This is a genomic window from Eggerthella sinensis (genome assembly GCF_003339815.1).
GTDB lineage: Bacteria > Actinomycetota > Coriobacteriia > Coriobacteriales > Eggerthellaceae > Eggerthella > Eggerthella sinensis.
The window spans coordinates 85,409-110,808 of record NZ_PPTT01000007.1 but is presented as its reverse complement, the minus strand read 5'-3'; the positions used below and the strand labels follow the sequence as shown (position 1 = coordinate 110,808).

The 25,400-nt window shown below is 67.1% G+C and carries 21 protein-coding genes; 8 read left to right on the top strand and 13 right to left on the bottom strand.

All coding sequences use genetic code 11. The annotated features are described in order from the left end of the window. Positions 1-34: 34 nt before the first annotated feature. Positions 35-2,623 (bottom strand): YhgE/Pip domain-containing protein, encoded by a 2,589-nt coding sequence (locus tag C1876_RS05865; RefSeq protein ID WP_114545780.1) that lies wholly within the window; start codon positions 2,621-2,623, stop codon positions 35-37. Between the two features lie 3 nt (positions 2,624-2,626). After that, entirely contained in the window at positions 2,627-3,367 is a 741-nt protein-coding gene (locus C1876_RS05860; RefSeq protein WP_114545779.1) for an ATP-binding cassette domain-containing protein, read from the bottom strand. A 235-nt stretch (positions 3,368-3,602) separates the two neighbouring features. Here C1876_RS05860 and C1876_RS05855 point away from each other — a divergent pair, with 235 nt between their 5' ends. The 7 genes from C1876_RS05855 to C1876_RS05825 all read left to right on the top strand — a co-directional run bounded on the left by C1876_RS05855 (position 3,603) and on the right by C1876_RS05825 (position 10,081). Then, positions 3,603-4,529, top strand: coding sequence for a LytTR family DNA-binding domain-containing protein (locus C1876_RS05855; RefSeq protein WP_114545778.1), 927 nt, complete (start codon positions 3,603-3,605; stop codon positions 4,527-4,529). Between the two features lie 52 nt (positions 4,530-4,581). After that, positions 4,582-4,950, top strand: coding sequence for a VOC family protein (locus tag C1876_RS05850; RefSeq protein WP_114545777.1), 369 nt, complete (start codon positions 4,582-4,584; stop codon positions 4,948-4,950). 190 nt (positions 4,951-5,140) lie between these two features. After that, positions 5,141-5,596: a hypothetical protein gene (locus tag C1876_RS05845; protein ID WP_114545776.1), complete on the top strand. Its 456-nt coding sequence runs from the start codon at positions 5,141-5,143 to the stop codon at positions 5,594-5,596. After that, on the top strand, positions 5,593-6,441 hold the full coding sequence (locus tag C1876_RS05840; RefSeq protein ID WP_244910056.1) for an ABC transporter ATP-binding protein: 849 nt from the start codon (positions 5,593-5,595) through the stop codon (positions 6,439-6,441). Before C1876_RS05845 ends, C1876_RS05840 begins: the two co-directional genes overlap by 4 nt. Before the next feature lies 1 nt (position 6,442). Continuing rightward, positions 6,443-7,183 (top strand): ABC transporter permease, encoded by a 741-nt coding sequence (locus tag C1876_RS05835; protein ID WP_114545775.1) that lies wholly within the window; start codon positions 6,443-6,445, stop codon positions 7,181-7,183. A 596-nt stretch (positions 7,184-7,779) separates the two neighbouring features. Then, on the top strand, positions 7,780-8,145 hold the full coding sequence (locus tag C1876_RS05830; protein WP_244910055.1) for a helix-turn-helix domain-containing protein: 366 nt from the start codon (positions 7,780-7,782) through the stop codon (positions 8,143-8,145). Between the two features lie 148 nt (positions 8,146-8,293). Continuing rightward, positions 8,294-10,081, top strand: coding sequence for a putative bifunctional diguanylate cyclase/phosphodiesterase (locus C1876_RS05825; RefSeq protein WP_158544632.1), 1,788 nt, complete (start codon positions 8,294-8,296; stop codon positions 10,079-10,081). An 85-nt stretch (positions 10,082-10,166) separates the two neighbouring features. On the opposite strand, the gene C1876_RS05820 is transcribed toward C1876_RS05825, so the two are convergent. Then, on the bottom strand, positions 10,167-12,239 hold the full coding sequence (locus tag C1876_RS05820; RefSeq protein ID WP_170139514.1) for an elongation factor G: 2,073 nt from the start codon (positions 12,237-12,239) through the stop codon (positions 10,167-10,169). Between the two features lie 348 nt (positions 12,240-12,587). Between C1876_RS05820 and C1876_RS05815 the strand changes: the two genes are divergently transcribed. After that, positions 12,588-12,956 carry a hypothetical protein gene (locus tag C1876_RS05815; RefSeq protein WP_114545771.1) on the top strand — a complete coding sequence of 123 codons (369 nt, stop codon included), beginning with the start codon at positions 12,588-12,590 and terminating at the stop codon, positions 12,954-12,956. 82 nt (positions 12,957-13,038) lie between these two features. Here C1876_RS05815 and C1876_RS05810 read toward each other — a convergent pair whose 3' ends face one another. The 10 genes from C1876_RS05810 to C1876_RS17815 all read right to left on the bottom strand — a co-directional run bounded on the left by C1876_RS05810 (position 13,039) and on the right by C1876_RS17815 (position 25,400). Further along, complete coding sequence (locus C1876_RS05810; RefSeq protein ID WP_114545770.1) at positions 13,039-14,676, bottom strand: DUF4179 domain-containing protein; 1,638 nt, start codon at positions 14,674-14,676, stop codon at positions 13,039-13,041. After that, a complete protein-coding gene (locus tag C1876_RS05805) occupies positions 14,673-15,269 on the bottom strand; it encodes an RNA polymerase sigma factor (RefSeq protein ID WP_114545769.1) in 597 nt (198 codons plus the stop codon). The genes C1876_RS05810 and C1876_RS05805 overlap by 4 nt, the downstream gene beginning before the upstream one ends. Positions 15,270-15,374: 105 nt before the next feature. Further along, on the bottom strand, positions 15,375-16,532 hold the full coding sequence (locus tag C1876_RS05800) for an ABC transporter substrate-binding protein (RefSeq protein ID WP_158544631.1): 1,158 nt from the start codon (positions 16,530-16,532) through the stop codon (positions 15,375-15,377). Between the two features lies 1 nt (position 16,533). Next, the gene (locus tag C1876_RS05795; protein ID WP_211309510.1) at positions 16,534-17,334 is read right to left on the bottom strand and encodes an ABC transporter ATP-binding protein; all 801 of its coding nucleotides are present in this window, start codon (positions 17,332-17,334) and stop codon (positions 16,534-16,536) included. Beyond that, positions 17,331-18,416 (bottom strand): FecCD family ABC transporter permease, encoded by a 1,086-nt coding sequence (locus C1876_RS05790; protein WP_114545767.1) that lies wholly within the window; start codon positions 18,414-18,416, stop codon positions 17,331-17,333. Before C1876_RS05790 ends, C1876_RS05795 begins: the two co-directional genes overlap by 4 nt. Next, positions 18,416-19,324 (bottom strand): hypothetical protein, encoded by a 909-nt coding sequence (locus C1876_RS05785; protein ID WP_114545766.1) that lies wholly within the window; start codon positions 19,322-19,324, stop codon positions 18,416-18,418. Before C1876_RS05785 ends, C1876_RS05790 begins: the two co-directional genes overlap by 1 nt. Further along, on the bottom strand, positions 19,324-20,016 hold the full coding sequence (locus C1876_RS05780; protein ID WP_123269807.1) for a hypothetical protein: 693 nt from the start codon (positions 20,014-20,016) through the stop codon (positions 19,324-19,326). The genes C1876_RS05785 and C1876_RS05780 overlap by 1 nt, the downstream gene beginning before the upstream one ends. After that, positions 20,000-20,731: an ABC transporter ATP-binding protein gene (locus C1876_RS05775; RefSeq protein WP_114545764.1), complete on the bottom strand. Its 732-nt coding sequence runs from the start codon at positions 20,729-20,731 to the stop codon at positions 20,000-20,002. Before C1876_RS05775 ends, C1876_RS05780 begins: the two co-directional genes overlap by 17 nt. A gap of 12 nt (positions 20,732-20,743) precedes the next feature. Next, positions 20,744-23,791 (bottom strand): ABC transporter permease, encoded by a 3,048-nt coding sequence (locus tag C1876_RS05770; protein WP_148707938.1) that lies wholly within the window; start codon positions 23,789-23,791, stop codon positions 20,744-20,746. Further along, positions 23,772-25,400 carry a hypothetical protein gene (locus C1876_RS17815; RefSeq protein ID WP_211309509.1) on the bottom strand — a complete coding sequence of 543 codons (1,629 nt, stop codon included), beginning with the start codon at positions 25,398-25,400 and terminating at the stop codon, positions 23,772-23,774. Before C1876_RS17815 ends, C1876_RS05770 begins: the two co-directional genes overlap by 20 nt.

Sequence of the window (25,400 nt, the reverse complement as noted above, 5' to 3'; positions counted from 1 at the left end):
ACGTTGTCGTTATCCCCCAGTGTACCAGCTTGCGCTAGCCCAGTTGCAGCACCGGATGCAAGTCCTCCATGCGCACCGTGCGGCGCCGCCACGCCACGAGGCACGTGAGCGCGAAGCACACCGCGCCGATGGCGAACAGCACGAAGCAGTCGAAGCCCACGATGCTGTAATCCAAGCCCGTCATGATCTGGCGCATGCCCTGCACCACGTACGTCATGGGCATGAACGGGTTGATGGCCTGGAAGAAGTCGGGCGTCGTCTGGATGGGGAACGTGCCGGCGCAGGCCGTGAGCTGCAGCATGAGCAGGATGATGGCCACGAACTTGCCGGGGAACCCGAACGCCGCCATGAGCATCTGCATGATGGCCGCGAACACGAGCGCCGTGAGGTAGCCCATCGCGTAGAACGCGGGTACGTTGTCGATTTGCAGCTGCAGGCCGAACTGCAGCACCACCATGAGCAGCGTCGCCTGGATGAGCGAGAAGAACGCCACCGGCAGGTAGTTGGCGAACGCCACCATGGCGGGGTTGCCGCCCGACATGATGAGGCGGTTGTTGAGCGGCTTGAACACGAAGCCCGCCACGAGGCCGCCCACCCACAGGCCGAGCGCCATGAAGTACGGGGCGAAGCCGGTGCCGTAGTTCTTCACCGTGGTGTAATACTCGTTCACCAGCTCGATGGGGTCGCTCATGACCTCGGATTTGCCCGAGATGTTCGTCGTCTGCTCGGCCGCCGTCTTCGCGCCGTCGGACAGCGCCGTGGCCAGCGTGCCCGAGCCGTCAACCGCGTCGGCGAGGCCCGAGGTGAGCGTGGCGCTGCCGTCCTCAAGCTGCGTCGCCCCGTCGGCGATCTGCGCGGAGCCGTCCTTGGCCGAGCGCGCGCCCGTGGCCAGCTGCCCCGCGCCGTCCTTGGCGGACTGCGCGCCGCTCACCAGCTGCGTCGCGCCGTCGTTGAGCTGGTTCGCCCCGGAAACGGCCGAAGAAGCCCCGTCGTCCACCTGGGATGCGCCGGAAGCCAGGTCGTTGGCCCCCGAAACAAGCGTCGACATATTGGCGTTCACCTCGCTAGCACCGGAGCTGAGCTGCGAGATGGCCGCGCGAAGCTGCGGCGATTGCTGCACGAGCGGAAGCAGCTGCGAAGACAGGTTGTCGTAGCCGGCGGCAAGGTTGTTGAGGCCGCCGAAAAGCGTCTTGTTCGAGTCGTCCGTCGAGGTGCCGATGCCGCCCGCGAGCAGGTTCGCACCGCCGTACAGCGTTTCGGCCGTCGAGTCGCTCGGCGTGCCGATGCCGGCCTGCACCTGCTGCGCGCCCGCAACCAGGTCGCCCGCGCCCGTTTCGAGTTGCGCCGCGCCAGCGGACAGCTGGCCCGCGGCTCCTTGGGCGGCGCCGATGAGTTGCGCGGCCGATGCCGTGTCGCCGCCCGCGAGAGCCGCCTGGGCACTGTTCAGCAAGCCGTACAGCGTTTGGTTCGCCGCAGTCTGATCAGACGTGCCGATGCCGCTCTTCAAAGCGGTCGCACCCGCCTGCGCGTTGCCCGCGCCCGCCTCCAACGCGCTCACGCCGCCGGATACCTGGTCCAGGCCGCCCTTGAGCGCGCCCGCGCCCGCGGCGAGCTGGCCCGCCGCATCCTGGAGGCTCGCGATGCCGCCGGAAATCTGCTGCGACCCCGCCTCGGCTTCCGCCACCTTCGCTTCGTCTGGCAGGCCGCTTGTTGCTTGGGCGAGCTGGCTTGCGCCGGCGGCCACCTGGCTCGTGCCTTCGTTCTGCAGCTTCGTCGCGCCGCTCGACACGGTGCTCGCCCCGCCGGCTACCTGGCTCGTGCCGTCTTTCAGCTGGTTCGCGCCGGACACGAGGGACTGGGTGCCGTCCTTGAGCGTGAACGTGCCGCCGGCCAGGGTTCCCAGACCGGAATCGAGGGCCGAGGCGCCGCTCGCGAGTGTGCCCAAGCCGGTGTCGAGCGTGAGCGCGCCGTCCTTGAGCGTGCCCAGGTTCGACGTGATGGTTTTGCTGCCGTCCTGCGCCGTGGTCAGGCCGTCCTCGAGGTCGCCCGCGCCGTCGGCGGCGGTCTGGATGTCCTTGCCCGAGTCGGCCACGCGGCTGAGCACCGTCGTCCAATACTCGGTGGCCACGGTGTCGCTCACGCGCGTGCGCACCTCTTTCCACACCGTCTCGCCGATTTGCGACGCCAGCATGTTCTCGCTCTGGTTGTACTCGATCTTGAGCTGCGCCTTCTCGGGTGCGCTGCCGTCGACCGACGCCACGCTCTCCGAGAAGTCGGCGGGAATCGTGCACGTCATGAAGTATTCGCCGTTCTCGAGGCCCTTCTGCGCCTCGTCGGCCGACACGAAGTGCCATTGCAGCCCGTCGGTGGTGCCCTTGAGCTCGTCCACCACGTCGTCGCCGAGGTTGCGATTCTCGGTGGAGATGACCGCGCCCTTGTCCTCGTTCACCACCGCAACCGGCACGGTGTTGAGACGCGCGTACGGGTCCTGGAACGCCGCCAGGTACAGGGCGCCGTACAGCAGCGGCATGATGGCGATGGCCGCGATGACCACCCACATCACCTTCGACGCCGTGATGTTCTTCCATTCGAGGCCGGCGAACCTCAGTCCCTTGAACGACATGGGCTACTCACCTTCCTTCGACAGGTACACCGTGGCGTCGGCCATGGCGGCCAGGTCGCGCTCCACCACGCCCACCACGATGGCCGCGTTGCGCGTGCGCGCCGCGTCCAGCAGCAGCTGCACGAGCCCTTCGGATTGCGACATGGTGAGCTGGCTCTCCACGTCGTCCACCACCACGGCGTCCGGCTCGCCCACGAACGCGAGCGCAATGCCCAGCTGCACGAGCTTCTCCGACGTGAGGTCCTTCACGCGCACGTTCGCCACGTCCTCCAGCTCCCACGCGCGCAGGTAGCCCGTCACCGACTCGCGCCGCGGCTTGCGGCCGTACAGCTCGAACTCGGCGCCCAAGGCGTACAGCACGGTCAGGCTCTCCTGCAGGTCGTTCAGGCCGCTGAACAGGGCCAGACCCACATGGCGCTCCACCTTCGAGCGCTGGCGCGGCAGCTCGAAGCCGCCCACCGTGAGCGTGCCCGTCGTGGGCTTCATGCGGCCGGCAAGCGTGAGCAAAAGCGCCGTCTTGCCGCTGCCGTTGCGCCCGCGCACGGCCACGAGCTCGCCCTTGTGCACGTCAACGTCCACATCGCGATAGGCGAAGCCGGCGAACGTCTTCAATCCCAAGCCGCGCGCGCTGATGTAGGGGCTGCCCGCGAACGCGGCGCCCTCGCGCAGATACGTGCCCGACTCGGGACGCGCCTGCGCTTCCTGCGACGCGGGACGCTCCTGCGTCTCCCGTTGGTCCATCATCACGTCCTTCTCTCCGGTCGTCAGTCCCTATTTTTGACTGACTAGTCAGTTTTCAGTCGTGAGTATAGCACCCTGAGCAAACGACGCAAGTAGTCATCGGCGATCTGCGCACGATCTGCCTCGATTCCGCGCAACGGCAGACGACGCCAAGAAGCGAACGAATGTTTCACGTGAAACATTCGGGAAAACCGGCGACGAGGGAGCACGGGCAGCGCCGTTGTTTTATACTGCGGATATGAACGACTACGCATCGCTTGACGAATTGCTTGACGCCGCGGGCGATCACAGCATCCATATCGAATGCAGCCGCGACGTGTCCGCCACCCTGCTCAAGGCGGTGCGGGCGCGTGCGCGCAACCGCCGCTGCGCCTTTCTGGTGGAAACCGACCGCGGCTACGATCGCGAAACCGTGCGCTCGTACCTCGCCCTGTTCGCGCGCATCGCGGGCGGCTCCATCACGCCCGACGAGGCCATCGCCCACTTCGGGCTGAAAGACGTCGCGCGCACCAAGATGATCGAGCTCACCCACGAACAGCTCATGCTGGCCAACTTCGCCCGCCTCAGCCTGTTCGAACCCGAGGTGTGCTTCTGCGAGCGCCCCATCGCCGACCTCGGCCCCGAGGCGCGCCATCTCGTGCTCACCTGGATCGCCGAGCGCACCGAAGCGGGCTGCACGTTCTACACCACGCTCGAGCCGCTGCGCGAGGCGCTGCTGCTGCCCGGCACCGCATTCTGGGTGGAGGACGGGCGCTTCATCGCCGCCGAGCGCGACGACGATGACGACGCCTCCGATGCCGACGAGCCGACGTTCTCCGGCGACGAGGTGCGCGTGTGCAAGATTCCCGCGAAGGCCGACACGGCCACGCTGCTGTTCGACCCGCGCGAAATCGACTTCATCGAGAGCATGAACAAGGCGAACTACGTCTCGGCGCGCGGCACGCTCTACCCCACCCCGCTCACTATGGACGAGCTGGAAAACCAGCTCGTGCGGTTCGGCTTCTTCCGCTGCCACCGCTCCTACATCGTGAACGTGCAGAAGGTGGCGAAGGTGGAGCGCTACACGCGCAACAGCTTCAACCTCACGCTGAGCGACGCCGTGCACTCCTCCATCCCGCTTGCGAAGGGACGCGCCGAGGAGATGCGCGAGCGCTACAACTGGTAACCCCGGCGCGTCCGGCCCCTCCCCGATCTCACCCCACGCGAAAGGAACGACCATGCAGGCAAAGATGGTTCACGAATGCATCCACGTGCTCGACCTCGAGAAGTCGCTCGCGTTCTACGAGCGCGCGCTCGGCCTCGAGGTGCAGCGGCGCATGGGGCCCGACGACGGCTCGTGGGAGAACGTCTTCATCGGCAACGACGCCGCGCCCTTCCAGCTCGAGCTCACGTGGAACGCCGGGCGCACCGAGCCCTACGACAACGGCGGGCGCGACACGCACCTCGCCTTCGAAGTGGACGATCTCGACGCCGCGCGCGCCCTGCACGAGGAGATAGGATGCGTCTGCTTCGTGAACGAGCGCATGGGCATCTACTTCATCGAAGACCCCGACGGCTGCTGGCTGGAAATCCTCCCGTCGCGCTAGCATTCCCGAACGCGCGGGGATGCTCCTGTCGTCCCCTCCTGTGCTCCCCTCGTCGCCCTCGACACTCGACCCGTCGCGTTTCCCTTGTTCAGAGGCCTGTCGCATGAAAAACTGCATCTCGTCGAAACCGCGGAGCGCCGCAGACGCGCCCCGCCGCCGAACACGAGAGAGCAGAACAGGAGCACTTCCCATGAACGAGAAAACCATTCGCGAACACGCCGCATCGCTCGGCTACGATCTCAAGCCCAACGGCTGCATCGTCGTGAAGCGCGCGCCCGAGACGGTGCCGCTCGCGCTCATCGAGTTCGCAACCCAGGACATCCGCTGGCAGGTGCTGTGCCTGTGCGAGCACGAGATCGTGCTGCTGACGCTCAGCCCGTACACGCTCGGCCTCAAGCGCGGCTCCTTCCGCGTCATCTCCTACGACGACGTGCGCGCCGCATCGGTGGAGTCCGCCGACCAGGGCATGAACCGCCGCATCGTCATCACGCTCGACGACGAGGAGCTGGTGTTGAACGCGCAGCGCGAGGAGACGAGCGCCCTGCGCACGAGCGGCATGTTCGGCGCATGGCACGCCGAGAACCTGCCGACGGTCACGAAGCTCATCGGGTCGCTCGGCACCCCGGCCGAGGAGGGGAGTCGATGATGACCACGCCCCTGCTGTCCATGGACGACGTGTCCCTCAGCTTCAAGTCGAAGAACGTGCTGAACCATCTGTCGTTCGCCATCGAAAGCGGCTCGTGCTTCGGCTTCTTAGGCCCCTCGGGCGCCGGCAAGACCACCACCATCAAGCTGCTCACGCGCCAACTGGTGAAGGACGCGGGCCGCATCGCGCTGTTCGGGCGTCCCATCGAGCACGCCACGCCGAACGACTACAACCGCATCGGCATCCTCTCGGACACGAGCGCGCTGTACGAGCGCATGACCATCGAGGACAACCTGCGCTTCTACGCGAAGGTGCGCGGCGTGACGGGCAACAACATCCCCACCCTGCTCGAGCGCATGAACCTCGCCGACGACCGCAAGACGCTCATCAAGAACTGCTCGAAGGGCATGCGGCAGCGCGCGGCGTTGCTCGCCACGCTCGTGCACGGCCCCGAGCTGCTGTTCCTCGACGAGCCCACGAGCGGCCTCGACCCCGCGGCGCGCGCCGAAGTGCACCGCATGCTGCGCGAGATGAACGACGCCGGCACCACCGTGTTCCTGACCACGCACGACATGTCCGAGGCCGAGATATTGTGCGACCGCGTGGGCATTTTGGATCAGGGACACCTCATCGCCTGCGACGCGCCAGAATCGCTTAAACTGAGGTTCGCCCGCAACGAGGTGGTCATGCGCATGGCCGACGGGCGCATCGTGCGCACCACGAAGGATGCCACCGGCGCCACCGTCATCGCCGAGGCGCTTACGACGGGCGCATGCCAGTCCGTCCACTCAGTCGAACCGAACCTCGAGGAAGTGTTCCTCGACCTCACCGGAAGGGAGTTCTAACATGGAGGCCACCATGCGCAAAACCGGCGCGCTTTTGACGAAAGACCTGCGGGACCTCGTGAAGAACCCGTCCACGCTCGTCTGCTGCCTCATGCCCGTCGCGTTCATCGCCTTCTTCACCTACATGATGAGCGACAACGTGAACGGCAATCCCGAGGCGCAAGCCGAATTTCTCTCGTTCATACTGTCGTTCGGCTTTTGCATGAGCACCGGTATGGCCTCCATGATGACGGCCACCTCGGCCATCGCCGAGGAGCGCGAGAAGCACACGCTGCGCACCCTCATGCTGGCGAACGTGAGCTCCGGCGAAATCCTCCTTTCGCGCGGCATCGTGTCCATCGTCGCCATCGCCGTCATCAACCTCCTGTGCTACCTCGTGGTGGGCGGGCCGATGGAAAGCCTCGCCATGGCCATGATCATCGGCACGGCGGGCTCCATCCCCTTCGTGCTCATCGGGCTGCTCGTGGGCCTCGTGGCGCGCGACCAGATGACGGCCGGCGTGTACAGCGTGCCCATCCTGATCGTCGCGCTCGCTCCCGCGTTCGGCATGTACAGCGAGGGGCTTGCGCAGGTGGTGCGCTTCTTCCCCATCGGCGGCATGTACGAGCTGGTGAACCTGTTGCTGGCAGGCGATCTGTATACAACCGAGGCCATCGTGCCCATCGTGGTCACCCTCGCGTGGATCGCGGTGACCGCCGTCGCGTTTGTCCTGCTGTTCAAGCGCCTCACGCGCGACAACTAAGCACACGCTTCCCACCTGCGTTCTCAGCGGCGCCCGGAGTCCGGGCGCCGCTTGCGTTTGATGCGCGCTGGATGCGGGGGCGCGACACGCTGGAATTCCGCTGGAAACGGGGGCGCGGTGCGCTGGAAGCGCGTTCGATGCGCGCGAGAAACGAGCAAGGACGAGCAGGTTGCACGCTGGATGCACGCCATCGATGCGCTGGATGGGCTCGGTATCATGGAAGCACGGCACACGCAGCGACGCCGCCGTCGACCAGCACAGCGCGGCCACGGTCGGCATCGCGCGCCAGCCTTCGCCGGCAGCAGGGGCAAGCACCCAAACTCGGTCCCCTGCCGCCGGCACACAACGAAGAACGCGTCATGGTCTGCTTTACAAAATTAGCAATAGTATTTATAATAATCAGAGTTGGAGTAATCGTCATGGTCAAACGAAGAGAGGTCATAAGGTTTCTCAAGAATCATGGCTTCGTGAACGAAGGGGGCACGATGATTCACGTATATGAATTCGAGATATTCGAAGATGAAGGTTGGCTTCTCGTTTCACCTTTCGACCTCGAAGGATCAACGTCAGGAAAAACACCGCAAGAGGCGGCCGAAATGGCCGTCGACTGGCTCAAGCTCACGGTTGAGCATTGCGCCATGCACGACATCGCTCTGCCCAAGCCCACCTTCGGCAACGAGCCGCGCTACGGCGGGCGTGTCATGCTCGTGGCCGTCGACGCGGGCATCCATACCGTCCCGCGGATGTCGGCGGCCGAAGCGGCGCGCACGCTCGGGGTGTCGCCGTCACGCGTGAGCCATATGATTCGCGACGGCCTGCTCGAAGCGTTCAAGGACGGCCCGCGCACCTGGGTGACCGCCTACAGCGTGGAGGCGCGCCTGCGCGACCGGCGCGGGGCCGGCCGACCCCGCCGCAGCGGCGAGGCCGGCGCAAAACCAGAACCGCAGGCGCTCGAGGCATGACGCCGCGGCCTGCTCATCAGGCGCCAATGGTGGATTGAAGGTGTCAACTTACAGAGAAACCATGAGTACCCCCCCCCCATCCACGTTTCGGTTTCGTGGTATCATCTTCGCCGACGAGTTGATTGCGCAGTTCGAGAGGCCACCGGGCTTGAAACCGAAGATGTTCGCCACGATAGCGGTTTGGATCATTTGCGTGAGTGCCCTCGCGTTCGCATTGGTGCAGATGCAATCGTATGCGGCGGTCATCAACAACGCGGGCGTCATCCGGGGCGGCACGCAGCAATCGGTCAAGCTCGCCCTCGCCGATCAGCCGAACGATACTATCGTCGCGCGCGTCAACGGTCTGCTCGACAAGCTGCAGAGCGAAGAGAACGCGCGATTCATCAAAGACCCCGCCTCGCAGGACTTCCTCGACGATATCGGAATCGTCGAGGGCACCTGGAAGCTCATCAACCAGGAGTTCGTCGACCTCGCGAACGGCACGGGCTCGAAGGAGCACCTGCTCGCCCTCAGCGAAGACCACTTCAAGCAGGCCGACGCCATGGTGCTGTCGGCGCAGCGCCGCGCCGAACGCGACCTCATGTGGACCATCGTCGGCTGTCTCATCCTCGTCGTCGCCGTGACCTCCACCATGGCCATCCGCGAGCATCGCTACCAACGCGCACGCCAGGCGGCCATGGAAACCGACCCGCTCACCGGCGGCTACAACCTCACCGGATTCGAGCGCCACGCGCACGACCTCGTGCAGATGACGAAACCGCGCACCTATCTCATCGCCTACAGCAACGTCGAGAATTTCCGCGTCATCAACGAGTCGTTCGGGCGACCTGCCGGCGACGAGGCCATCCGCACCATCAACACGCTCATGGAGCGCGCCTGCAAGCGGGGCGAGCTCGTGGGCCACGCGAACGCCGACCACTTCGCATTGCTGCTGCGCAACACCGAGGGACGCGCCGAGCAGATGGCAGCGCAGATGCAGGCGTGCCTGAAAGCCGACGACGACCTTCCGTTCTCCGACCGCATCACCTGCGGCTACGGCATCTACGAGCTATCGGAACGCGCCGAAGACATCGCGGTGGCGGTCAGCAACGCCGGCGCCGTGCTCAAAGAGGGCGTCGGCACCGACCTGCTCGCGCGGTACAACGACGCGTTCCGCTCCAAGCTCGCGTTCGAGCAGAGCGTCGTACGGCATATGGCCGACGCCATCGAGCGCGAGGAGTTCGTCCCGTACCTGCAATCGCAAACCTCGCTCATCGACGGCACCATCGTGGGCGCCGAGCTGCTGTGCCGATGGGACTCGCCCGAGCTGGGCTTCCTCTCCCCCGATCGCTTCATCCCTCAATTCGAGCGCAACGGCTTCATCAACGAGCTGGACTTCTACATGCTCGAACAGGCCTGCCGTCGCTATCAGGACCTCGACGTCGAAGGACAGAAGCCCATCCACCTCGCCGTGAACATCTCGCGCGTGTCCATGCTGCAAAACGATTTCGAGGAGCGCTTCGTGAGCCTCGTCGAACGCTACGGCATGCCGCCCGAGCGCCTGCACGTCGAAGTGACCGAAGGCGTGTTCTCCGTCGACGAAGATACCGTGCTCAACATCCTCGAAGATTTGCAGCAGCGCGGCTTCCCCATCGCCATGGACGACTTCGGCACGGGCTACTCCTCGCTGTCGTTGCTGCGGAAAATGCCCATCGACGTGCTGAAAATCGACCGCGGGTTCCTGTCTGCCAGCGAGGACGACGAGCGCTCGCGCCAGGTCCTCGAAAGCGTCATCAACCTGGCAAAGAGCCTCGGCATCTCCACCGTATGCGAAGGCCTCGAGACGCAGGAGCAGGTCATGCTCCTGCACAACCTGGGCTGCGAGATCGCGCAGGGCTTCTTCTTCGCGCGCCCCATCCCCTTCGACGAGCTCGTCGAGCAGCTGCACGCCCGGTAACCCGCATTAACGGAAAGGGGCCGCGCATCGCACGGCCCCTTTCCTTCTCTCTCACCGCCCTCCGACGGGCGGCATCTGCACCGCGCTAGTTCCCCGCAGCGCGCGCAGCTTGGTAGGCTTCAACCAGCTTCTTCGTCACGTCCATGGGAGCCTGCTCGTAGCCTTCGAGCTCGAGCGAATACGAGCCCGAACCGCGCGTGATGGCGCGCAGGTCCTTCGTGTACGTGACCACCTCGGCGTACGGCACGCGCACCATGATGACGGTTTCGCCCGCGTCGTTGGAGTCGGTGCCCACGATGCGGCCGCGACGCGTGGAGATGTCACCCATCACGGCGCCGGCGTACTCTTCGCCCACCGTCACATCGAGGTTCGCCATGGGCTCGAGCAGGATGGGATCGGCCTTCTCGCACGCGGCGCGGAAGCCGATGCGCGCCGCCGTCTTGAACGCCATTTCGTTCGAGTCGACGGCGTGGTAGCTGCCGTCGTACACGGCGCACTTGATGTCCTCCATGGGGTATCCCGCCAAGAAGCCCTCGCGCATGGCGTCCTGCACGCCCTTATCGATGGCCGGCAGGTAGCCGCGCGGAATCTTGCCGCCCACGATTTCGTCGAGGAACTCGTAGCCGCCGCCCGGATTCGGCTCGATGCGCAGCCAGCAATCGCCGAACTGCCCGGCGCCACCCGTCTGCTTCTTGTGGCGGCCCTGCGCCTCGGCGGTTTTGCGGATGGTCTCGCGATACGGGATGCGCACGTCGATGAGCTTGGCCTCGACGCCCGTCTGCTCCTTCAAGCGCGCGAGCAGCGTCTCGATCTGCGCCTCGCCCATAGCCGTGATGATGGTCTGGTGCGTCTCCTCGCTGCGGCTCACGCGCAGCGTGGGATCGTTCTCCACGGCACGCGCCAAGAACGTGCCCAGCTTGTCCTCGTCCTTCTTGTTCACGGCCTCGATGGCAACGGGGTACTGCGGCAGCGGCAGCGGCAACGGGTCGATGGCAACCTCGCCCGTCTTCGAAATGGTGTCGCCCGCGCGCGTGTCGGTGAGTTTCGGCACGACGATGATGTCGCCGGCCTTCGCGCTCTTCACGTCGACGGATTCCTTGCCCATCATCACGTACAGGTGGCCGAGGCGATCCTTCTTGCCCGTGCGGGCGTTGATCAACTCCATACCCGGCTCGAGCACGCCCGAGATGACCTTGAGGAAGCTCAGGCGGCCGACGAACGGGTCGGACACCGTCTTGAAGATGAACGCCGCCGGTTCGCCCGTCTCGTCGACCACCGTCTCTTCGCCGTTGGCAAGGCGGAAGCGGCCGTGATGGCGCGGATGCGGGAAGTAGGTGGCGATGTCTTCCATGACGCCCTGGATGCCCTGCTCGATGATCGTGGAGCCCACGAACACGGGGATGAACAACTCCTGCGCGATGGCCTTGTCCAGCAGATGCTCAAGCTCGTCCTGCGTGAGCTGTTCTTCGCCGTCGAGGTACTTCATCATGAGCTCGTCGTCGGCTTCGGCCACGAGGTCGCACAGCTTGTCGCGCGCGGCCTGGGCGGCGTCGGCGTACGCGGGCGGGATATCCTCCACGCGCTCGGCGTCGCTGCCCTGGTCGAAGTAGCGGGCCTTCATACGGATGATGTCGATGACGCCCTGGAAGTCTTTGTCGACGCCGATGGGAATGGTCACCGGGCCCAGACGCGATCCGAAGCGCGCGTGCAGCAGCGCCATGGCGGTGTCGAAGTCGGCGTTCTCGCGATCGATGTGGTTGATGAATACGGCGCGCGACAGGCGCATGCTCTCGGCCTCGCGCCACAGCTTGGTGGTCATGACCTGCGGGCCCGCCACGGCGTCCACCACGAACAGCGCCATCTCGGCCGCCTGCATGGTGGCCAGCGTGTCGCCGATGAAGTCGGGGTGACCGGATGTGTCAAGCAGGTTGATCTTGTAGTCTTTGTACGGGATGGGAGCGATGGAGGTGCCGATCGTGAATTTGCGCCGGATTTCCTCTTCGTCGTAATCGAGGTAGGATTTCCCGTCGTGCGTCGTGCCCATGCGGGGCGTTCGGCCGGAGACGTGCAGCATCGCCTCGGCGAGCGATGTCTTGCCGGCGCCGTCTTGGCCGACCAGCACAATGTTTCGCACGTGTTCGGTAGCAGGAGCTGCCATGTTGACCACCAACTTTCCTGTTGCGTGGCCCACGCCGTTGCTGTGGAGCATCAGGCGCGAACCACAGTCGAGCCTTACCAACACACTCATAAAAGCAAACAGAAACCTCGTGCCTCCCAGTGTATCGCAAATGGTCAGCGGGAGCATCCACAACAGGGAATTCAGACCGTCGATATCGAGGCGGCGCGGTCCATGTTACTCGGCCTTTGGAGAAGACGCGGACAACACGTTACCGAACGGTGACGAACCCGTCGCCGAGAGCGGGCGCCAGGGGCGCGGGGACATCGTTGCCCGTATAATCGGGGAAACCGTGCGGCGACGAGCCGCCACCACCTGAGCGAGGAGACCATGAACGACCACAGCCCCATCATCGACGTCAACCCCGTTGCGAGCACGAGCGACGCCGCGCACACCGCGCAGCCGTCGGGCGCCGACAGCTTCCGCGCGCCGTCGTTCGGCAAGAACGTCGAGCCCGCTGCCGCCGGTGCTCGTGCCAACACCGGCACCGGCACCGTGGTCAACGCCACCATCATCGGCGAGGGCCGCTCCGCCGAGAAGAAGCCGAGCCGCCTCGGCGGCGTCGTGCAGACGGCCGTCGGCGGCGCCATCATGCTCGTGGGCGTGCCCATGCTCATCCTGCCCGGCCCCGGCCTGCTCGCCATCGGCGGCGGCGCCGTGGTTGCCACCCGCGGCATCAAAAAGGTGCTCGGCAAGTAGGAGCGACGCGCGCCACCCCCACCCCCGCAAAACACGACGGGCCCATCATCGATGGGCCCGTCGCCGTTGAAGTGGCTTCGCGCTAGAACGACAGCGTTTGAGCCGCTTCGGCGTCTTCCTGGAAGTAGCCGAACATCGAGCCATAGTGGTAGTTCGTCAGGCCGCGCAGCTCGTCGTCCGAGGCCGCGTAGTACGAATCCATCTGCACGAGGTCGCCCGTGAGATAATCGTACTTCTCGTAGCGGATGGCAGAGTGGTAGCCGGTGCCCGTCTCGCCCGTCTCCGGGTCGGTCCACTCGTCGGCCAGGAGCGTCACGTTATCGTCCGGAATGAGCTCGAACATGCCGTACAGGCCGGAGGGATCCCATCCGTAGGGCGCGAGCTTGATGGTGACCGTGCTGTTCTCCACCGTCCAGTCGGCCACGGTGTAGCCGCCGTACTCGCTCGTGGGCAGCTGCGCGCCGATCTGCGAGACGTCCGCCTGCTGCTCGTTCTGCGCGTTCAGCGCCTTGCGCGCCTCGACGGTGGCCTCGTCGTTGCCGGGCACGTTGCCGGCCTTCGCCGCGTCGGTTTCCAGCATGGGCGTGAACGTGACGCTGGTCGCATCGCTCGCCAAACCCGCAAGCTCGACCACAACCGGCCCATCGGGGTTGTAGCCCCCGCCGTCGCCCGGGTTCACGAAGCGCAGCACGTTGCCCTGGTCGTCCGTCATCTTCACCATGGTGGGCGACAGCACGTTGTCGGGGATGCTCGACGACATGCCGTCGTCGCCCATCACCCACTCGTTCTTCGTCACGAGCACCGTGCCCAGCTCGGAGGCCGTCAGGCGCGCGACATGAAGCGCCTTCTGCCCGTCGCTCGTATCGAACACGATATCCTGCGCGCCCAGATCGCGCGGCTGCGCAACCGTGCTCAAATCGAGGCCGACGTCGAAGGTGAGCCCCTCGCCGCCCTCGTCGGGAAGGACGCTCGAGTACGCGTTCGTCAGCTTCACGATCACCTGGTCGGGAAGCACGGCCTCCGGCACGATGCGCTCCATGCACTTGAGCGCGCCGTCCTCGAGGTAAGCGTCGAGCTTGCTCACCGTGCCGGTGCCAAGCGACTGCCCGTCCGTCGTCAACAGCTCGTAGCGGAACATCGGGGCGATGTTCTGCAAGCGCACCCACTCGTTCTCGTTCGACCCCTCGTAGATGGACTGGGCGTCCAAATCGAAGCCGCCGTCCTTCTCCATGGTGAAGTAGAGGTTCGCCACGTTGCGGTCGCTCGACACGGAATCGAGCGTGACGCGCACGCCGTCCACCTCCACCGTCTGCCCCACCTCGGCGCTCAAGCTCGACACGCCGTCCTGCATGCTGTTGAACACGGACAGGTTGCGCCCGCTCTCGAAGAACCCGGCGCCGCCGGGCCCCATCTGCAGCAGCGAGGTGGCGGCGTAGGCCGCGCCGCTCAGCAGCACCACCATGACGGCGGCCACGGCCACCACCATGCCGCGCCGTGCGACGCGCGCCCGTCCGGGTGCGGCATGCTGTGCCGCGCCCGCGGCGCGCTGCTGCGGCGCCGGTGCGCCGGGCGCCGCCGGGCGATCCTGGGGAATGGACCCCAGGGATGCGTACACGTTGTTCAGCCTGGCCTGCGCGCCCGCGGGCAGCGGACCGGCGTCCAGCTCGTCGCGCACTGCGCGCCGCAGCTCGTCTTCGTTGTCGAACGTTTCATGGCTCATCGCGCCACCTCCGCTTTCTCATGCGATCCTGGGTTGCCGTAGATGATTTTGAACCGATCCCGCGCCCGTGCGAGCCGCGTGCGCACCGCGCCCTCCGAGAGGTTCATGATGAGGGAGACATGCCGCACGGGGAAATCGTTCACGTAGAACAGCACGAGCACGAGGCGATCGTCGGCCGACAGCTTGCCGAGGGCGGCGCGCACGTCAAGCGCCTCATCGCGGTCGGGCGCCCGCCGCACCCCGGCTCCCGCCAGCATGGCCTCGGCCGCCGGTTCCCACGACACGCCCGAGCCGTCCACGTCCGCGTCGAAGAACCCCATGGCGCAGGGCGTTTCGCGCTGCCGCCGACGGCGATAGTCGTAGCAGGTGCGCAGCAGGATGCGCATGAACCACGTGCCCACGGCGCACCGTCCGCCGAACCGCGGCATGGCGCGCCACGCCTTCACGGTTGTTTCCTGCAGCACGTCGGCGGCATCGTCGACGTTGCCGAGCACCGCCATGGCCGCACGCCATAACGCCTGCTTGCTATGCTCGAACAGCGTGACGAACGCCTCGCTGTCTCCGTTTCGCGCTCGTTGTATGAGATCGTCCACGCACGAACCCCTTCCCGGTCGGTTGCTTATTAGACGAACCGGGAAGGGAAAAGGTTACAGGGTTTTTGAAAAAACAGAGGGAAGCCGCACCGCCGTGCCGGGCGGCTAGCGCTTCTCGCCCGTCTCGCTGTCGATGCCCGCGGCGGTGAGCAGCTGCTCGAGCGTGTACTCGTCGAAGCCCTCGTAGCGGTAGAACGTGCGGTAGAAGTCGATGGTTTCGGTGCGCATGTTGATGTCGCCCGCATATGCGGGGTACAGCACCTTGAGCAGCCACAGGCAGCCGAGGATGCGCGCGGCCGACGGCGGGCGGCCGAACCACGAGAACGGCGACTGGGGAATGCGGTAGATCTCCCCCGCCTTCACGCACGGCACGTTGTTCCAGTGCGCGTCGGCCTTGATGGCGCCGTGGATGTCCGAGCTTTCCGAGTCGCTCATGTTGAACTCGGCCACGAGCACCGCATCGGGATTCCACGTGATGATCTGCTCGAGGTTGACGCTGGGCATGCCCATGCCCTGTCCCTCGGTTCCGGGCATGTCGGCCACGTTGCCCGTGTTGACGAGTTCGAGCGCATCGCTCACGTGCATGCTGCCCACCGGGTCGGTGGTCAGGCCGTCGTTACCCTGAGCGAGGAAGATGGACTTGCGCTCGTTCTCGGGAATGCTCGCGGCAACGCGCTCGATAAGCGACAGCTTCTGCGCGCAGAACGAGGCCAGCTCCTCGCCGCGCTCGTCGCAGCCGATGAGCGACCCCACGTAGCGGAACATCTCGGGCGCATGGCGCACGTCGTAGTCGACGACCACCACCGGCAGCCCCGTCTGATCGCGGATGTCGTCGGCCATCGCGGCGCCCACCTCGTCGGCCGTCCAGTAGCACAGCAGCACGTCGGGGTCCTGCGCGGCAATCTCCTCGGCGTTCGGCACCGACCCCGCGCCCATCCACACGCCGAGCGACGGCAGCGCGAAGTACTCGTCGGGGATGTACTTCTTGTTGTCGCCCGCCGGACGGAAGTTCCAGCCGGCAAGCTTCTCGGGGGCGAGCGCGAACAGGTCCACCGTGCCGATGGGGTTCGTGCAGAACACGCGGTCGATGAGCTCGGGCACCATGACGCTGCGCTCGGCCATGTCGGTCACCGTGCGCAGGTTGCCCTGCGCGAACCCGTTTCCGGCGCAGCCCGCAAGCGTCCCTCCCGTTGCGACGCAGGCGGCCGCGCACGCTGCGAAGCGCGCGAAGTCCCTGCGGGTCATGGTTCGTTCGATGCGCATGTCACGCCATCCTTTCGCCATCGAGAAACGGCACGCACGCCCACCCCGATTGTCCCCGGGAGCCCTCGATGAGCCCCACTCCCACATCCACGCCGTAGAGCGCCGCCAGCACCTCGGGCGTCAGCACGGCGCGCGCCGCCCCGCTGCGCACGCCCCCGCGACGATGCATGCAGGCCACGTCGTCGTCCAACAGAAACGCATGGTTCGGGTCGTGCGAGGTGATCACCACGGCCAGCCCCTTGTCCACCAGCTCGCGCACGCGGCGCAGCACGACCACCTGATTGCCCAGATCGAGGTTCGCGCAGGGCTCGTCCATCACCAGCAGGCGCGGCTGCTGCGCGAGTGCCCGCGCCACGAGCACCATCTGCCGCTCGCCGCCCGAAAGCGTCGTGCAATCGCGGTCGGCGAGCGCGCCCAGGCCCAGCTCGTCGATGACCGCGCACGCAATGCGCTCGTCGTCGCGGCTCGGCGCCGTGAACCCGCCGAGCGTCGGCGTGCGGCCCATGAGCACCATCTCGCGCACGGTGAATCCGAAGGCCGCGTCGTGGCTTTGCGGCACGTAGGCCACCGACTGCGCGTAGCGCTTGCGCGTCCAGTCGCGCACGTCCTCGCCCTCCACGAGCACCGCGCCCGCCAGGCGCGGCAGGAACCCCAGCATCGTCTTGAACAGCGTGGTCTTGCCCACCCCGTTCGGCCCGAGCAGCACGATGGCGCGCCCCGGCTCAAGCGAGAACGACACGTTCTCCACCACCGCATGGCCCTGATACCCGCAGCTCAGAGCACGCACTTCAAGCGCGTTCACGACGACCTCCTCTGACGGCAGATAAGGTACACGAACAGCGGCGCGCCCAGGATGGCCGTGAGGATGGACAGCGGTATCTCGGTGGTGTAGATGCTGCGGCACACGTCGTCGACGAGCATGAGGAACGCCCCGCCCAGCAGCATGGACGCCGGCACGAGCGCGCGATGGTCCGACCCCACGAGGAAGCGCGCGAGGTGCGGCACGATGAGCCCCACCCAACCCACCATGCCCGCCACCGCCACCGACGCGGACGTGAGCAGCGTGGCGAACCCGATGACGGCAAGCCGCGTACGCTTCACATCCACGCCGAGCGAGCGCGCCTCGTCGTCGCCGAGAGCCATGACGTTGATGCGCCACCGCAGCACCATGATGCCCACCGTGCCCACGACGAACGCGGCGGCCAGGCCGAACAGATCGCCCTCCCGCACATTCGACAAGCCTCCCATGAGCCAAAACGTGATTTCGGGTAGCTGGGAGTTCGGGTCGGCGAGAAACTTCACGGCCGACGTGAACGCCTGGAAGAGGTTGCCCACCACGAGCCCCGACAGCACGAGCACGAGCACGCCGCCCATGCGCCGCCCGATGACGCTCGACAGCGCATAGCTCACGAACACGGCCAGCACGCCCATGGCGAACGCGGCGATCTCGATCCCGAAGCTGCCGAACGACAGCAGGATGCCGGCCGCCGCACCGAAGCAGGCGCCGGCCGAGGCGCCCAGCAGGTCGGGCGACACCATGGGGTTCTTGAAGATGCCCTGGAAGGCGCAGCCGGCGCCCGAGAGCGCGGCGCCCACGATGAGGGCCGCCAGCACGCGCGGCAAGCGGATGGTGAAGAACACGTTGGCATCGGCGCCCTGCAGCGCGTCAACGCCCGTGAAGGGAGCAGCGACAAGGGCGAACAGCTGGCCGAAGTCCATGTCGTAGCGTCCGAGCGTGAGCGAGAACGCCAGCACGGCAGCCACGACGACGGTCAGCGCCACCAGCACGAGCGCCTTGCGGCGGCGCGCGGCGCCGGCCCCGACGGCCGCGCTCGGAGCGGCGGCGCTCAAGCCCTCGTCGGATGCGGCGGTCGATACGGCCATCAGCCCTCCTCCCCCGTGCCGAGCGAGGCATCGTACGCGCCGCCCTCGACGCCCACGCCCTCGACGATGACGGGGTCGAGGGTCTGCCCGTCGCGCACGTCGGCGGCCGTGATGGTGAGCTCGTCGCCGCTTGCCCGGGCCGACAGGCCAAGGCCCGCCGCCTCGTTGACCACCTTCGCCAAGTCGGCCGCGCAGGCCGCGGCGTCGGCGTCGGCGAACGTGTGGTTGTGCTTGAGCAGCACGGTGCTGCCCCCGTCGGGCGAGAACCACGTGATGGCGCGCACGAGCGCCGGCGACGTCACGCGCACGGTGGTCTGAGCCGCCACGCCCCCGTCCGACGAGCCCGCACGCGCCTCCATCGTCTCGAGGGCGAGGCCGCTCGGCAGCGTGCCCGTCACGGGCGCGTCGAGCACGGCGCACGAGCCCGTCGCACCGGTGACCGAGGGCAGCGCCCCGTCTTCGCGCGCCGCGGCGATGGAGAACGCGCATTGGTACAGGGCGAAGAACGAGCCCGTCGCGCCGCCGGCAGACGCCGTCGACGACGGATGCAGCACGAACGTCACCGCCTGCGCGCTCGGGCGCACGTCGAGCGCCACGGCACCGCCCTCGAGCTCCTTGCCGTTCAGGAGCACCTCGAAGTCGTCGGCCACCGCGCCCGCCGCCGAGATGGGCTGGTCGAACGTCAGCTTGATCTCCACGCTCTGCGATGCTTCGGACTGCGCGCCCGCCGCCGTCAGCTGTACGTCGCTCAGGCGCGGCGACGCGTCGTCCACGCGCGCCTGCGCGCAGCCCGCGCACGCGAGCGCGCCCGCGATCAGCGCGCACGCCGCCGCGGCCCGCAGTGCGGCGCGTGCGCGTCCGAGCGCGCCGCGCGCCCGGACGCTTCCCCGTTTCGTCTCGTCCCTCATCACTCCCCCTTTGCGGCGCCGTCCGCACCGTCAACCGTATGCTTCTGCTCCTGATTCCTCTTCCGCTTCCGCACGAGCGCCCGCACGCCGAACCCTGCGGCAACCGCCACGGCAACCGCTGCCGCCGCGCTGCCCATCAGCGCCGCATCCGTCAGCGTCGGACCGCCCACGCGCATGGTGACCTGCGCGACGGCGTCGTCGAAGTGCCGCAGCGACGCCGTGCACGTGAGCGTGGCCGTCCCCGGCCCGACGGGCACGAGCCACATCCGGCCCGCCGCCTCCACCACGCGCACGACGCCCTCGTCCGACGAAGCGTACGTCGCAGTGGGCGCCAGCGTCTCAAGGCCGTTGCACGAGCACCCGCCCCACGCGTCGGCCGAGCCGCACAAGCACGGCTCGATGCCGCACATCCAGTCCATGCCGCAGTCGATGCCCGCCTCGATGGCTGCCGGATCGCAGGTTGCCTCGAGCGCCACCGGGCAGAAGCGCGGCACGGTGAGCTCATCGGCGCCGTCGACGACAGCCTCCGACGCGATGCCGAACGCGGCCGCCCCCACCGACACGATGCACACCGGCTCAACCTCGCGGTCGGCGAGCGATGCCGCGGCATGCGCCGACGCGGGCAGAAGCGCGAGCGCGCACACCGCTGCGAGCACCGCGGCACGCACCCGGAGGTTACGCGAACACGCCATCGATATCCTCCACCCTGTTGCCGCCCTCCGACAGAAAGATCTCCTCGAGCGACGATCCCGGATACTGCTCGTGCACCGCCGCCACGCTGTCGTCGAACGTGAGGCGGCAGCCCTTGATCATACCGAGATGGTCGGCCGCATCTTCCAGCTCGCGCAGGTTGTGCGAGCTCAGGATGACCGACGCGCCTTTCTCGTGCGCGTACGTTTTCAACAACCGCTTCAGCAGGTTGCGCTTGCCGAGGTCCAGCCCGTCGAAGCTCTCGTCGAGCAGCATCGTCTTCACCCCGGTGGCGAACCCCAAGAGGATGCCCAGCTGACGCTGCATGCCCTTCGAGAACCCGGCCACCTTCGCCGTAGGGTCGAGGTTGAACAACGCCAGCATGCGCTCGTACACGTCGTCGGACCACTGCGGGTAGTAGCCGCGGTAGAACGAGCGCATGGTTTCGGGCGTGGCCTGCGGCAGGAAGTACGGCTCGTCGGCCACGATGAACAGCGAATCGTGGCTCACCCGGTCGTCGTGCATGGGCGTGCCGTCGATGTGCACGGTGCCCGCGTCGGGCTTGTACACGCCCGCGATGATTTTCAGCAGCGTCGTCTTGCCCGCGCCGTTGTAGCCCACCAGGCCGTACACCATGCCGTCTTCGACGCGAAGCGTGATGTCTTCGAGCGCCGTAAAGGAGCCGAAGCGCTTCGATATGCCTGCAACTTCAATCATGGACAGCCTCCTTTACAGATACGACGGCGCGAGCTCGGCCGGCAGGTAGAAGTACACGTACGCCTCGATGCCGCGCAGCTTCGCCTGCACGAGGTAGCCGCCCGTCATGTAGCAGCCCGTGCGCAGGTTCGGCACGATGTCCGCGATCTTGTCCTGCTCGTCCACCACCTTGAGCGCGCCGAAGTCCTGCGTGATCCAGTACTGCCCCGCCGTCGAAGAGCGATACGCCATGAAGTAACGGCTCACCGGCTGCGTCACCTTGTTGATGGACGCGTACGGGTCGTCCAGTTGGAACGTCAGCTGCTCGATGACGCGGGAGTCGAGCGCGGTGCCGAGCGCTTCCACGAGGCCCTTGCCTTCGAGCCAGGCCATCGTGCGCGTCCAGTCGTCGGTCACGTACGACACCGCGTTGCTGAACGAGTAGCCGAAGGAGGCCACGTCGAGTTCGGGCGACAGCGTGAACATGAGCGCGACGCGCGTCGGCTTCGAGGGCAGGTAGCGCTCGTTGGCGTTCAGGTCGGCGAGGTCGGCCGCAAGCGCTTGCAGCAAGGCGGCGCGTTCCTCGTCGGTGCATTCCACGGCCATGATGCGGTTGAGCGCGCCGTCGCCCACGTAGATCGAACCGGCGCGGTAGGCGTTGTACGACGGCGACTCGCTCAGCGCGGCGCGCTCGTCGTCGGACAGCCCCGACGTCTCGCCCGTCACCACGGCGTTCTCCAGCTCGTGCGTGTGCGCGTCGTTGTCGAGCGCCAGCATGGCCGACAGCTCGCCGATGGACGCCTGACGGTAGTAGCGCACCACCTCGCCGCCGTCCTTCATCCGATAGCGCAGCACCACGTCGTAGGGAACCACCGAGCTTTGGAAGTCGGTGTAGTTCGTCTCGCGCACCGCACGGGCCAAGCCGATGAGCTGGTCGTGCAGCGAACGCACGATGTCGATGGACGACTCCTGCGCGTAGCTGCGGTACGACGTGTAGTAATAGGATGCGCCGCCCGCCACGCCCGAGAAGCCCTGCGTGAGGTAGCTCGGCGAGCCGTTGTACGACACTTCCACGCTTTCCACCTGGTCGGTTTCGGGGATGTAGCTCGCATAGCCAAACGCGCCCGTAGCCACGGCGCCCACGACGGCCGCCATCACCACGAGCTCGCCGCCCACGCAGCCGAGCGTCGTGCGGCGCGGCGTGCGGCCGCGCAAGGGGCCGAACAGCAGCACGAGCGACACGAGCACGAACAGCGCCGCGCCCACCACGAGCGCCACGTTCACGTCCACCGATCCCAGCAGCGCCACGGCCGCCGAGAACGCCGCCAACCCGAACACCGCGACGGCGAAGAGCGAGAACACGGGCGACTTTCCCGCCATCTCGGCCTGCTCGCCGCGGCGGCGGCACAGCGCGAGCAACCCGAACGCCGACAGCGCCAGATAGGCCGCGAACCAGCCCACCACGAGACGCCACGAGCCGAGCTCGGGGAAGTACACGGGGTGCAGCGCCATGAAGAACTGATGCTGCCCGCCGGCATCCGCGAAGAACAGCAGCGGGTTGAGCCACGAGAGGTCGCTGAGGAACGACGGCGCCACCTCGACGGCCTGGCCGTACAGCAGCGCACCGGCCGCGTTGCCCACCAGCAGGTAGTCGGCCAGCATGCCCACGCCCCATAGCACCACGCTCACGCCCGCCAGCAGCGCCACGGCGAACGAGCACGTCTCGAACAGCGTGCCCGCGCAGATGACCGCAATGCCCGCCAGCGAGAACGACACGAGCGCGACCGTCACGTAACCGCAGGTCACGAAGAAGAACTCGTGCACTTCGCCCTCGTACAGGCCAAGCGCCAGGTAGTTGAGCACGAGCGAGATGGCGAACGGCACGGCGATGCCCGCCACGATGCACAGCGCACCGGCCGCGTAGCGCGAGAAGAACAGCTTCATGCGCGAGAGTCCCACCGAGAAGAACGCCGTGGTGGCGCGCTTCACCAGCAGGAAGCGGAACAGCACGATGGCCAGCACCGCGCCGAACAGCACGCAGGCCGCGTTGACCACGGGCGCGAGGTCCTGCGCGAAGAACTGGTATTTCAGCTGCTCGTGCGTGTAGTTCACGTTGAACACCGAGATATCGTTCACCACCGAGGTGGACACGGGCACGAGCACGACGAACAGCGCGAGACCCGCCAGCAGCACCGGCAACGCCTGACGCAGCGAGAACAGCAGATCGTGCGCGAACGGGCGGCGGTGGCCCGCACGGCGGCGACGGCCGCGACGCGTGCGTGCGTACTGCTCGGACGTGAGCTTCGCGCGCCAGGTGAGCGGGAACTCCCGCTTCAGCTCCTCGCCGCGGGCCTTCCACTGCCGACGTTCGGCCAGCTTGCGGCGCGCGATGCGCACGACGAGGCGCACGAGGAAGAACAGCCCGGCGAAGACGCCCGCCACCAGCAGCAAGGCCGCCACGATGAGCAGCGCGTCCACGATGCCGAACGGCGCCACCTCCACGTTGAAGGCGTAGCTGGCGCTTTGGTAGTGGATGAGGTCGGCCGCAATGGTGATGGTGGCCGTACCCGGCGATACCGGCAAAATCCATGTCTGGCCGAACGCTTCCACCACGGTGGCCACGTTCGCATCGCTCGTGGAGATGGACACCGTGGGCACGGTCTCCTCGAAGCCGCCGCAGGCGCAGTGGCCCCAGGCGTCGGGCTTGCCGCACGTGCAGGGGTCGTAGCCGCACACCTCGTCCATGTGACATTGGATGCCCGTGCTGATGGACTGCGGCGTGGTGGCCACGGACAGCAGGTTCGGGAAGAGGGCGCCCACGCTCTCGGTGGGCAGCGCGCCCTCGCCTTCGGCAGCGCGGCTCTCGCCGGTGAGGCGCAGCAGGTGCGGCATGAGGCCGAGGGGTTCGGCGTTCTCGTCGACGGCGGCGGTCGCCGTCGACTCGGCGGAGGCGGCCGGGTCGTCCGAGCCGCCCATGTTCATGCCGGCAGCCCACGCCGCGACGGGCGCGCCGCACGCGAGCGCCGCGGCCAGCACAAGGGCCGCGGCGGCACGCGCGAGGCTACTCCGCCTGGTCGGCATCGCCCTCACCAACCTCGGCGGCGGGGGTCTCGGGGGCGGGAGCGTCTTCGGCAGGGGCGTCCTCGGCAGGGGCATCTTCAGCTGCCGCCGACTCCTCGGCAGGGGCATCTTCGGCTGCCGCCGGCTCCTCCTCGGCTGCCGCCTCCCCTTCGGCACGCTTCTTCCTGCGCACGACGAGCACCACGACCGCACCCACCACGGCCACCGCCACGACGGCCGCAGCCGCCGGCACGAGCCAGGAGCCCACGCCCGCATCGGAGCCGATCGTCTCGGCATCTGCGCCGGTCGTTGATTGCTTCACGGCACCCGGCGTGTTCGTCTCCTGCAGCTGGTAGCTCGACAGATCGTCGGTGGACAGCGCCCACGTGGAGCAATGCGTCAGCTTGAACGAGGCGTACCCCGCCTCCACCGTCGTCTCGGCTTCGGCCTCGCCGAAGGCGACGGCCTCAGGGTCGAAGCAGTACAGCTTGAGCGTCGTGCCGTCCTCGAAGGCGGCATCCACGTTCACGTAGATCGACGCCTCGCCCGGCAGGTCGCCCGAGTGCGCGAAGTCCAGCACGAGGCCGTCCTTCGCCTGCTTCATGATGTTCGCCACGTTGCCCGTGCCCAGCTTCGACACCTCGATGGTGGGGTCGAACGGCTTGTCGGCCGCGTCCTCCGACAGGTCGTCGCCCACGAACGTCCACGAGTAGTCGGGGCGCTCAGACGACGAGCCCGACCAGAAGATCACCTGGTCGGACGTGCCGATGATCTTCGCGAGCGTCGCGGGCGCGTCGAGGTGGCTGTTGCACTCGGACAGGATGACCTTGCCGCCATCGGTCTCCATCTCCTTCTCGTTCACCTCGTCGTCGCGCGATTCCACCGCTTCGGCCGCCTCGGGAACGCCCGAGCTGCTCGGCGCCGCAGACGGCAAGGGGGCCGCTGCCTCGCCCGACGAGCCGCCCGACGGCGCCTCGGTCGCCGCCCCGCCGCCCGACGAGCCGCCGCTCGAGCCGCCCGAGGACCCGCCCGACGAGCCGCCGCCCGACGGCGGCTCCACCGCCGCCGGCGCGCTCACGTCAACCTGGATGTAGGCGGCCCCGTCGCTATACTGACGCAGCGAAGCGCCCACCGTGATGGTGGCCGACCCCGCGCCGTTCGCGGAGATGACCAGCGTCGAACCGCTCATGTAGGCCGATGCCACGCCCGCGTTGCTCGACGAGGCGTAGGTTTGCGGGTAGTACGTGGAGTAGCCTTTGCCGTTGCACGTGCACTGGCCGTTCGCGTCGAAGCACGAGTACCCGGCGGCTATCGACTCCTTCGTATCGCACACCTGCGGGCACTTCGCCATGCCGCATCCCTGCGTCTGGTCGGACGCCGAGGGGTTCACCGACACGCTCACGTTCGTGGACGACCCCGCCTGCAGGCTCACGTACGTCGAACCCACCGACACGCCCACCGTGCCGAAGTTGAAGTACGCGGCCGCCTGCGAAAGCGGTATGAAGCTTGCGACGAGCGCCACCACCAGGGCCAGCGCCAGCATCGCGACAGGCGCGCTCCACGCCCGCATCGTCGTAGCCGCCGCGCCCGCTTCGCGTCCGCGGCCCCCGTCACGCAATCTCTTCCCCAT

Excerpts from the sequence above, each read along its gene's own strand:
- C1876_RS05865 (WP_114545780.1), bottom strand. The coding sequence starts at position 2,623 with ATGTCGTTCAAGGGACTGAGGTTCGCCGGCCTCGAATGGAAGAACATC.
- C1876_RS05835 (WP_114545775.1), top strand. The coding sequence starts at position 6,443 with ATGGAGGCCACCATGCGCAAAACCGGCGCGCTTTTGACGAAAGACCTG.
- C1876_RS05785 (WP_114545766.1), bottom strand. The coding sequence starts at position 19,324 with ATGAGGGACGAGACGAAACGGGGAAGCGTCCGGGCGCGCGGCGCGCTC.
- C1876_RS05830 (WP_244910055.1), top strand. The coding sequence starts at position 7,780 with ATGGCCGTCGACTGGCTCAAGCTCACGGTTGAGCATTGCGCCATGCAC.
- C1876_RS05820 (WP_170139514.1), bottom strand. The coding sequence starts at position 12,239 with ATGGCAGCTCCTGCTACCGAACACGTGCGAAACATTGTGCTGGTCGGC.
- C1876_RS05855 (WP_114545778.1), top strand. The coding sequence starts at position 3,603 with ATGAACGACTACGCATCGCTTGACGAATTGCTTGACGCCGCGGGCGAT.
- C1876_RS05790 (WP_114545767.1), bottom strand. The coding sequence starts at position 18,416 with ATGGCCGTATCGACCGCCGCATCCGACGAGGGCTTGAGCGCCGCCGCT.
- C1876_RS05780 (WP_123269807.1), bottom strand. The coding sequence starts at position 20,016 with ATGGCGTGTTCGCGTAACCTCCGGGTGCGTGCCGCGGTGCTCGCAGCG.
- C1876_RS05860 (WP_114545779.1), bottom strand. The coding sequence starts at position 3,367 with ATGATGGACCAACGGGAGACGCAGGAGCGTCCCGCGTCGCAGGAAGCG.
- C1876_RS05815 (WP_114545771.1), top strand. The coding sequence starts at position 12,588 with ATGAACGACCACAGCCCCATCATCGACGTCAACCCCGTTGCGAGCACG.
- C1876_RS17815 (WP_211309509.1), bottom strand. The coding sequence starts at position 25,400 with ATGGGGAAGAGATTGCGTGACGGGGGCCGCGGACGCGAAGCGGGCGCG.
- C1876_RS05840 (WP_244910056.1), top strand. The coding sequence starts at position 5,593 with ATGATGACCACGCCCCTGCTGTCCATGGACGACGTGTCCCTCAGCTTC.
- C1876_RS05775 (WP_114545764.1), bottom strand. The coding sequence starts at position 20,731 with ATGATTGAAGTTGCAGGCATATCGAAGCGCTTCGGCTCCTTTACGGCG.
- C1876_RS05800 (WP_158544631.1), bottom strand. The coding sequence starts at position 16,532 with ATGCGCATCGAACGAACCATGACCCGCAGGGACTTCGCGCGCTTCGCA.
- C1876_RS05770 (WP_148707938.1), bottom strand. The coding sequence starts at position 23,791 with ATGCCGACCAGGCGGAGTAGCCTCGCGCGTGCCGCCGCGGCCCTTGTG.
- C1876_RS05810 (WP_114545770.1), bottom strand. The coding sequence starts at position 14,676 with ATGAGCCATGAAACGTTCGACAACGAAGACGAGCTGCGGCGCGCAGTG.
- C1876_RS05845 (WP_114545776.1), top strand. The coding sequence starts at position 5,141 with ATGAACGAGAAAACCATTCGCGAACACGCCGCATCGCTCGGCTACGAT.
- C1876_RS05850 (WP_114545777.1), top strand. The coding sequence starts at position 4,582 with ATGCAGGCAAAGATGGTTCACGAATGCATCCACGTGCTCGACCTCGAG.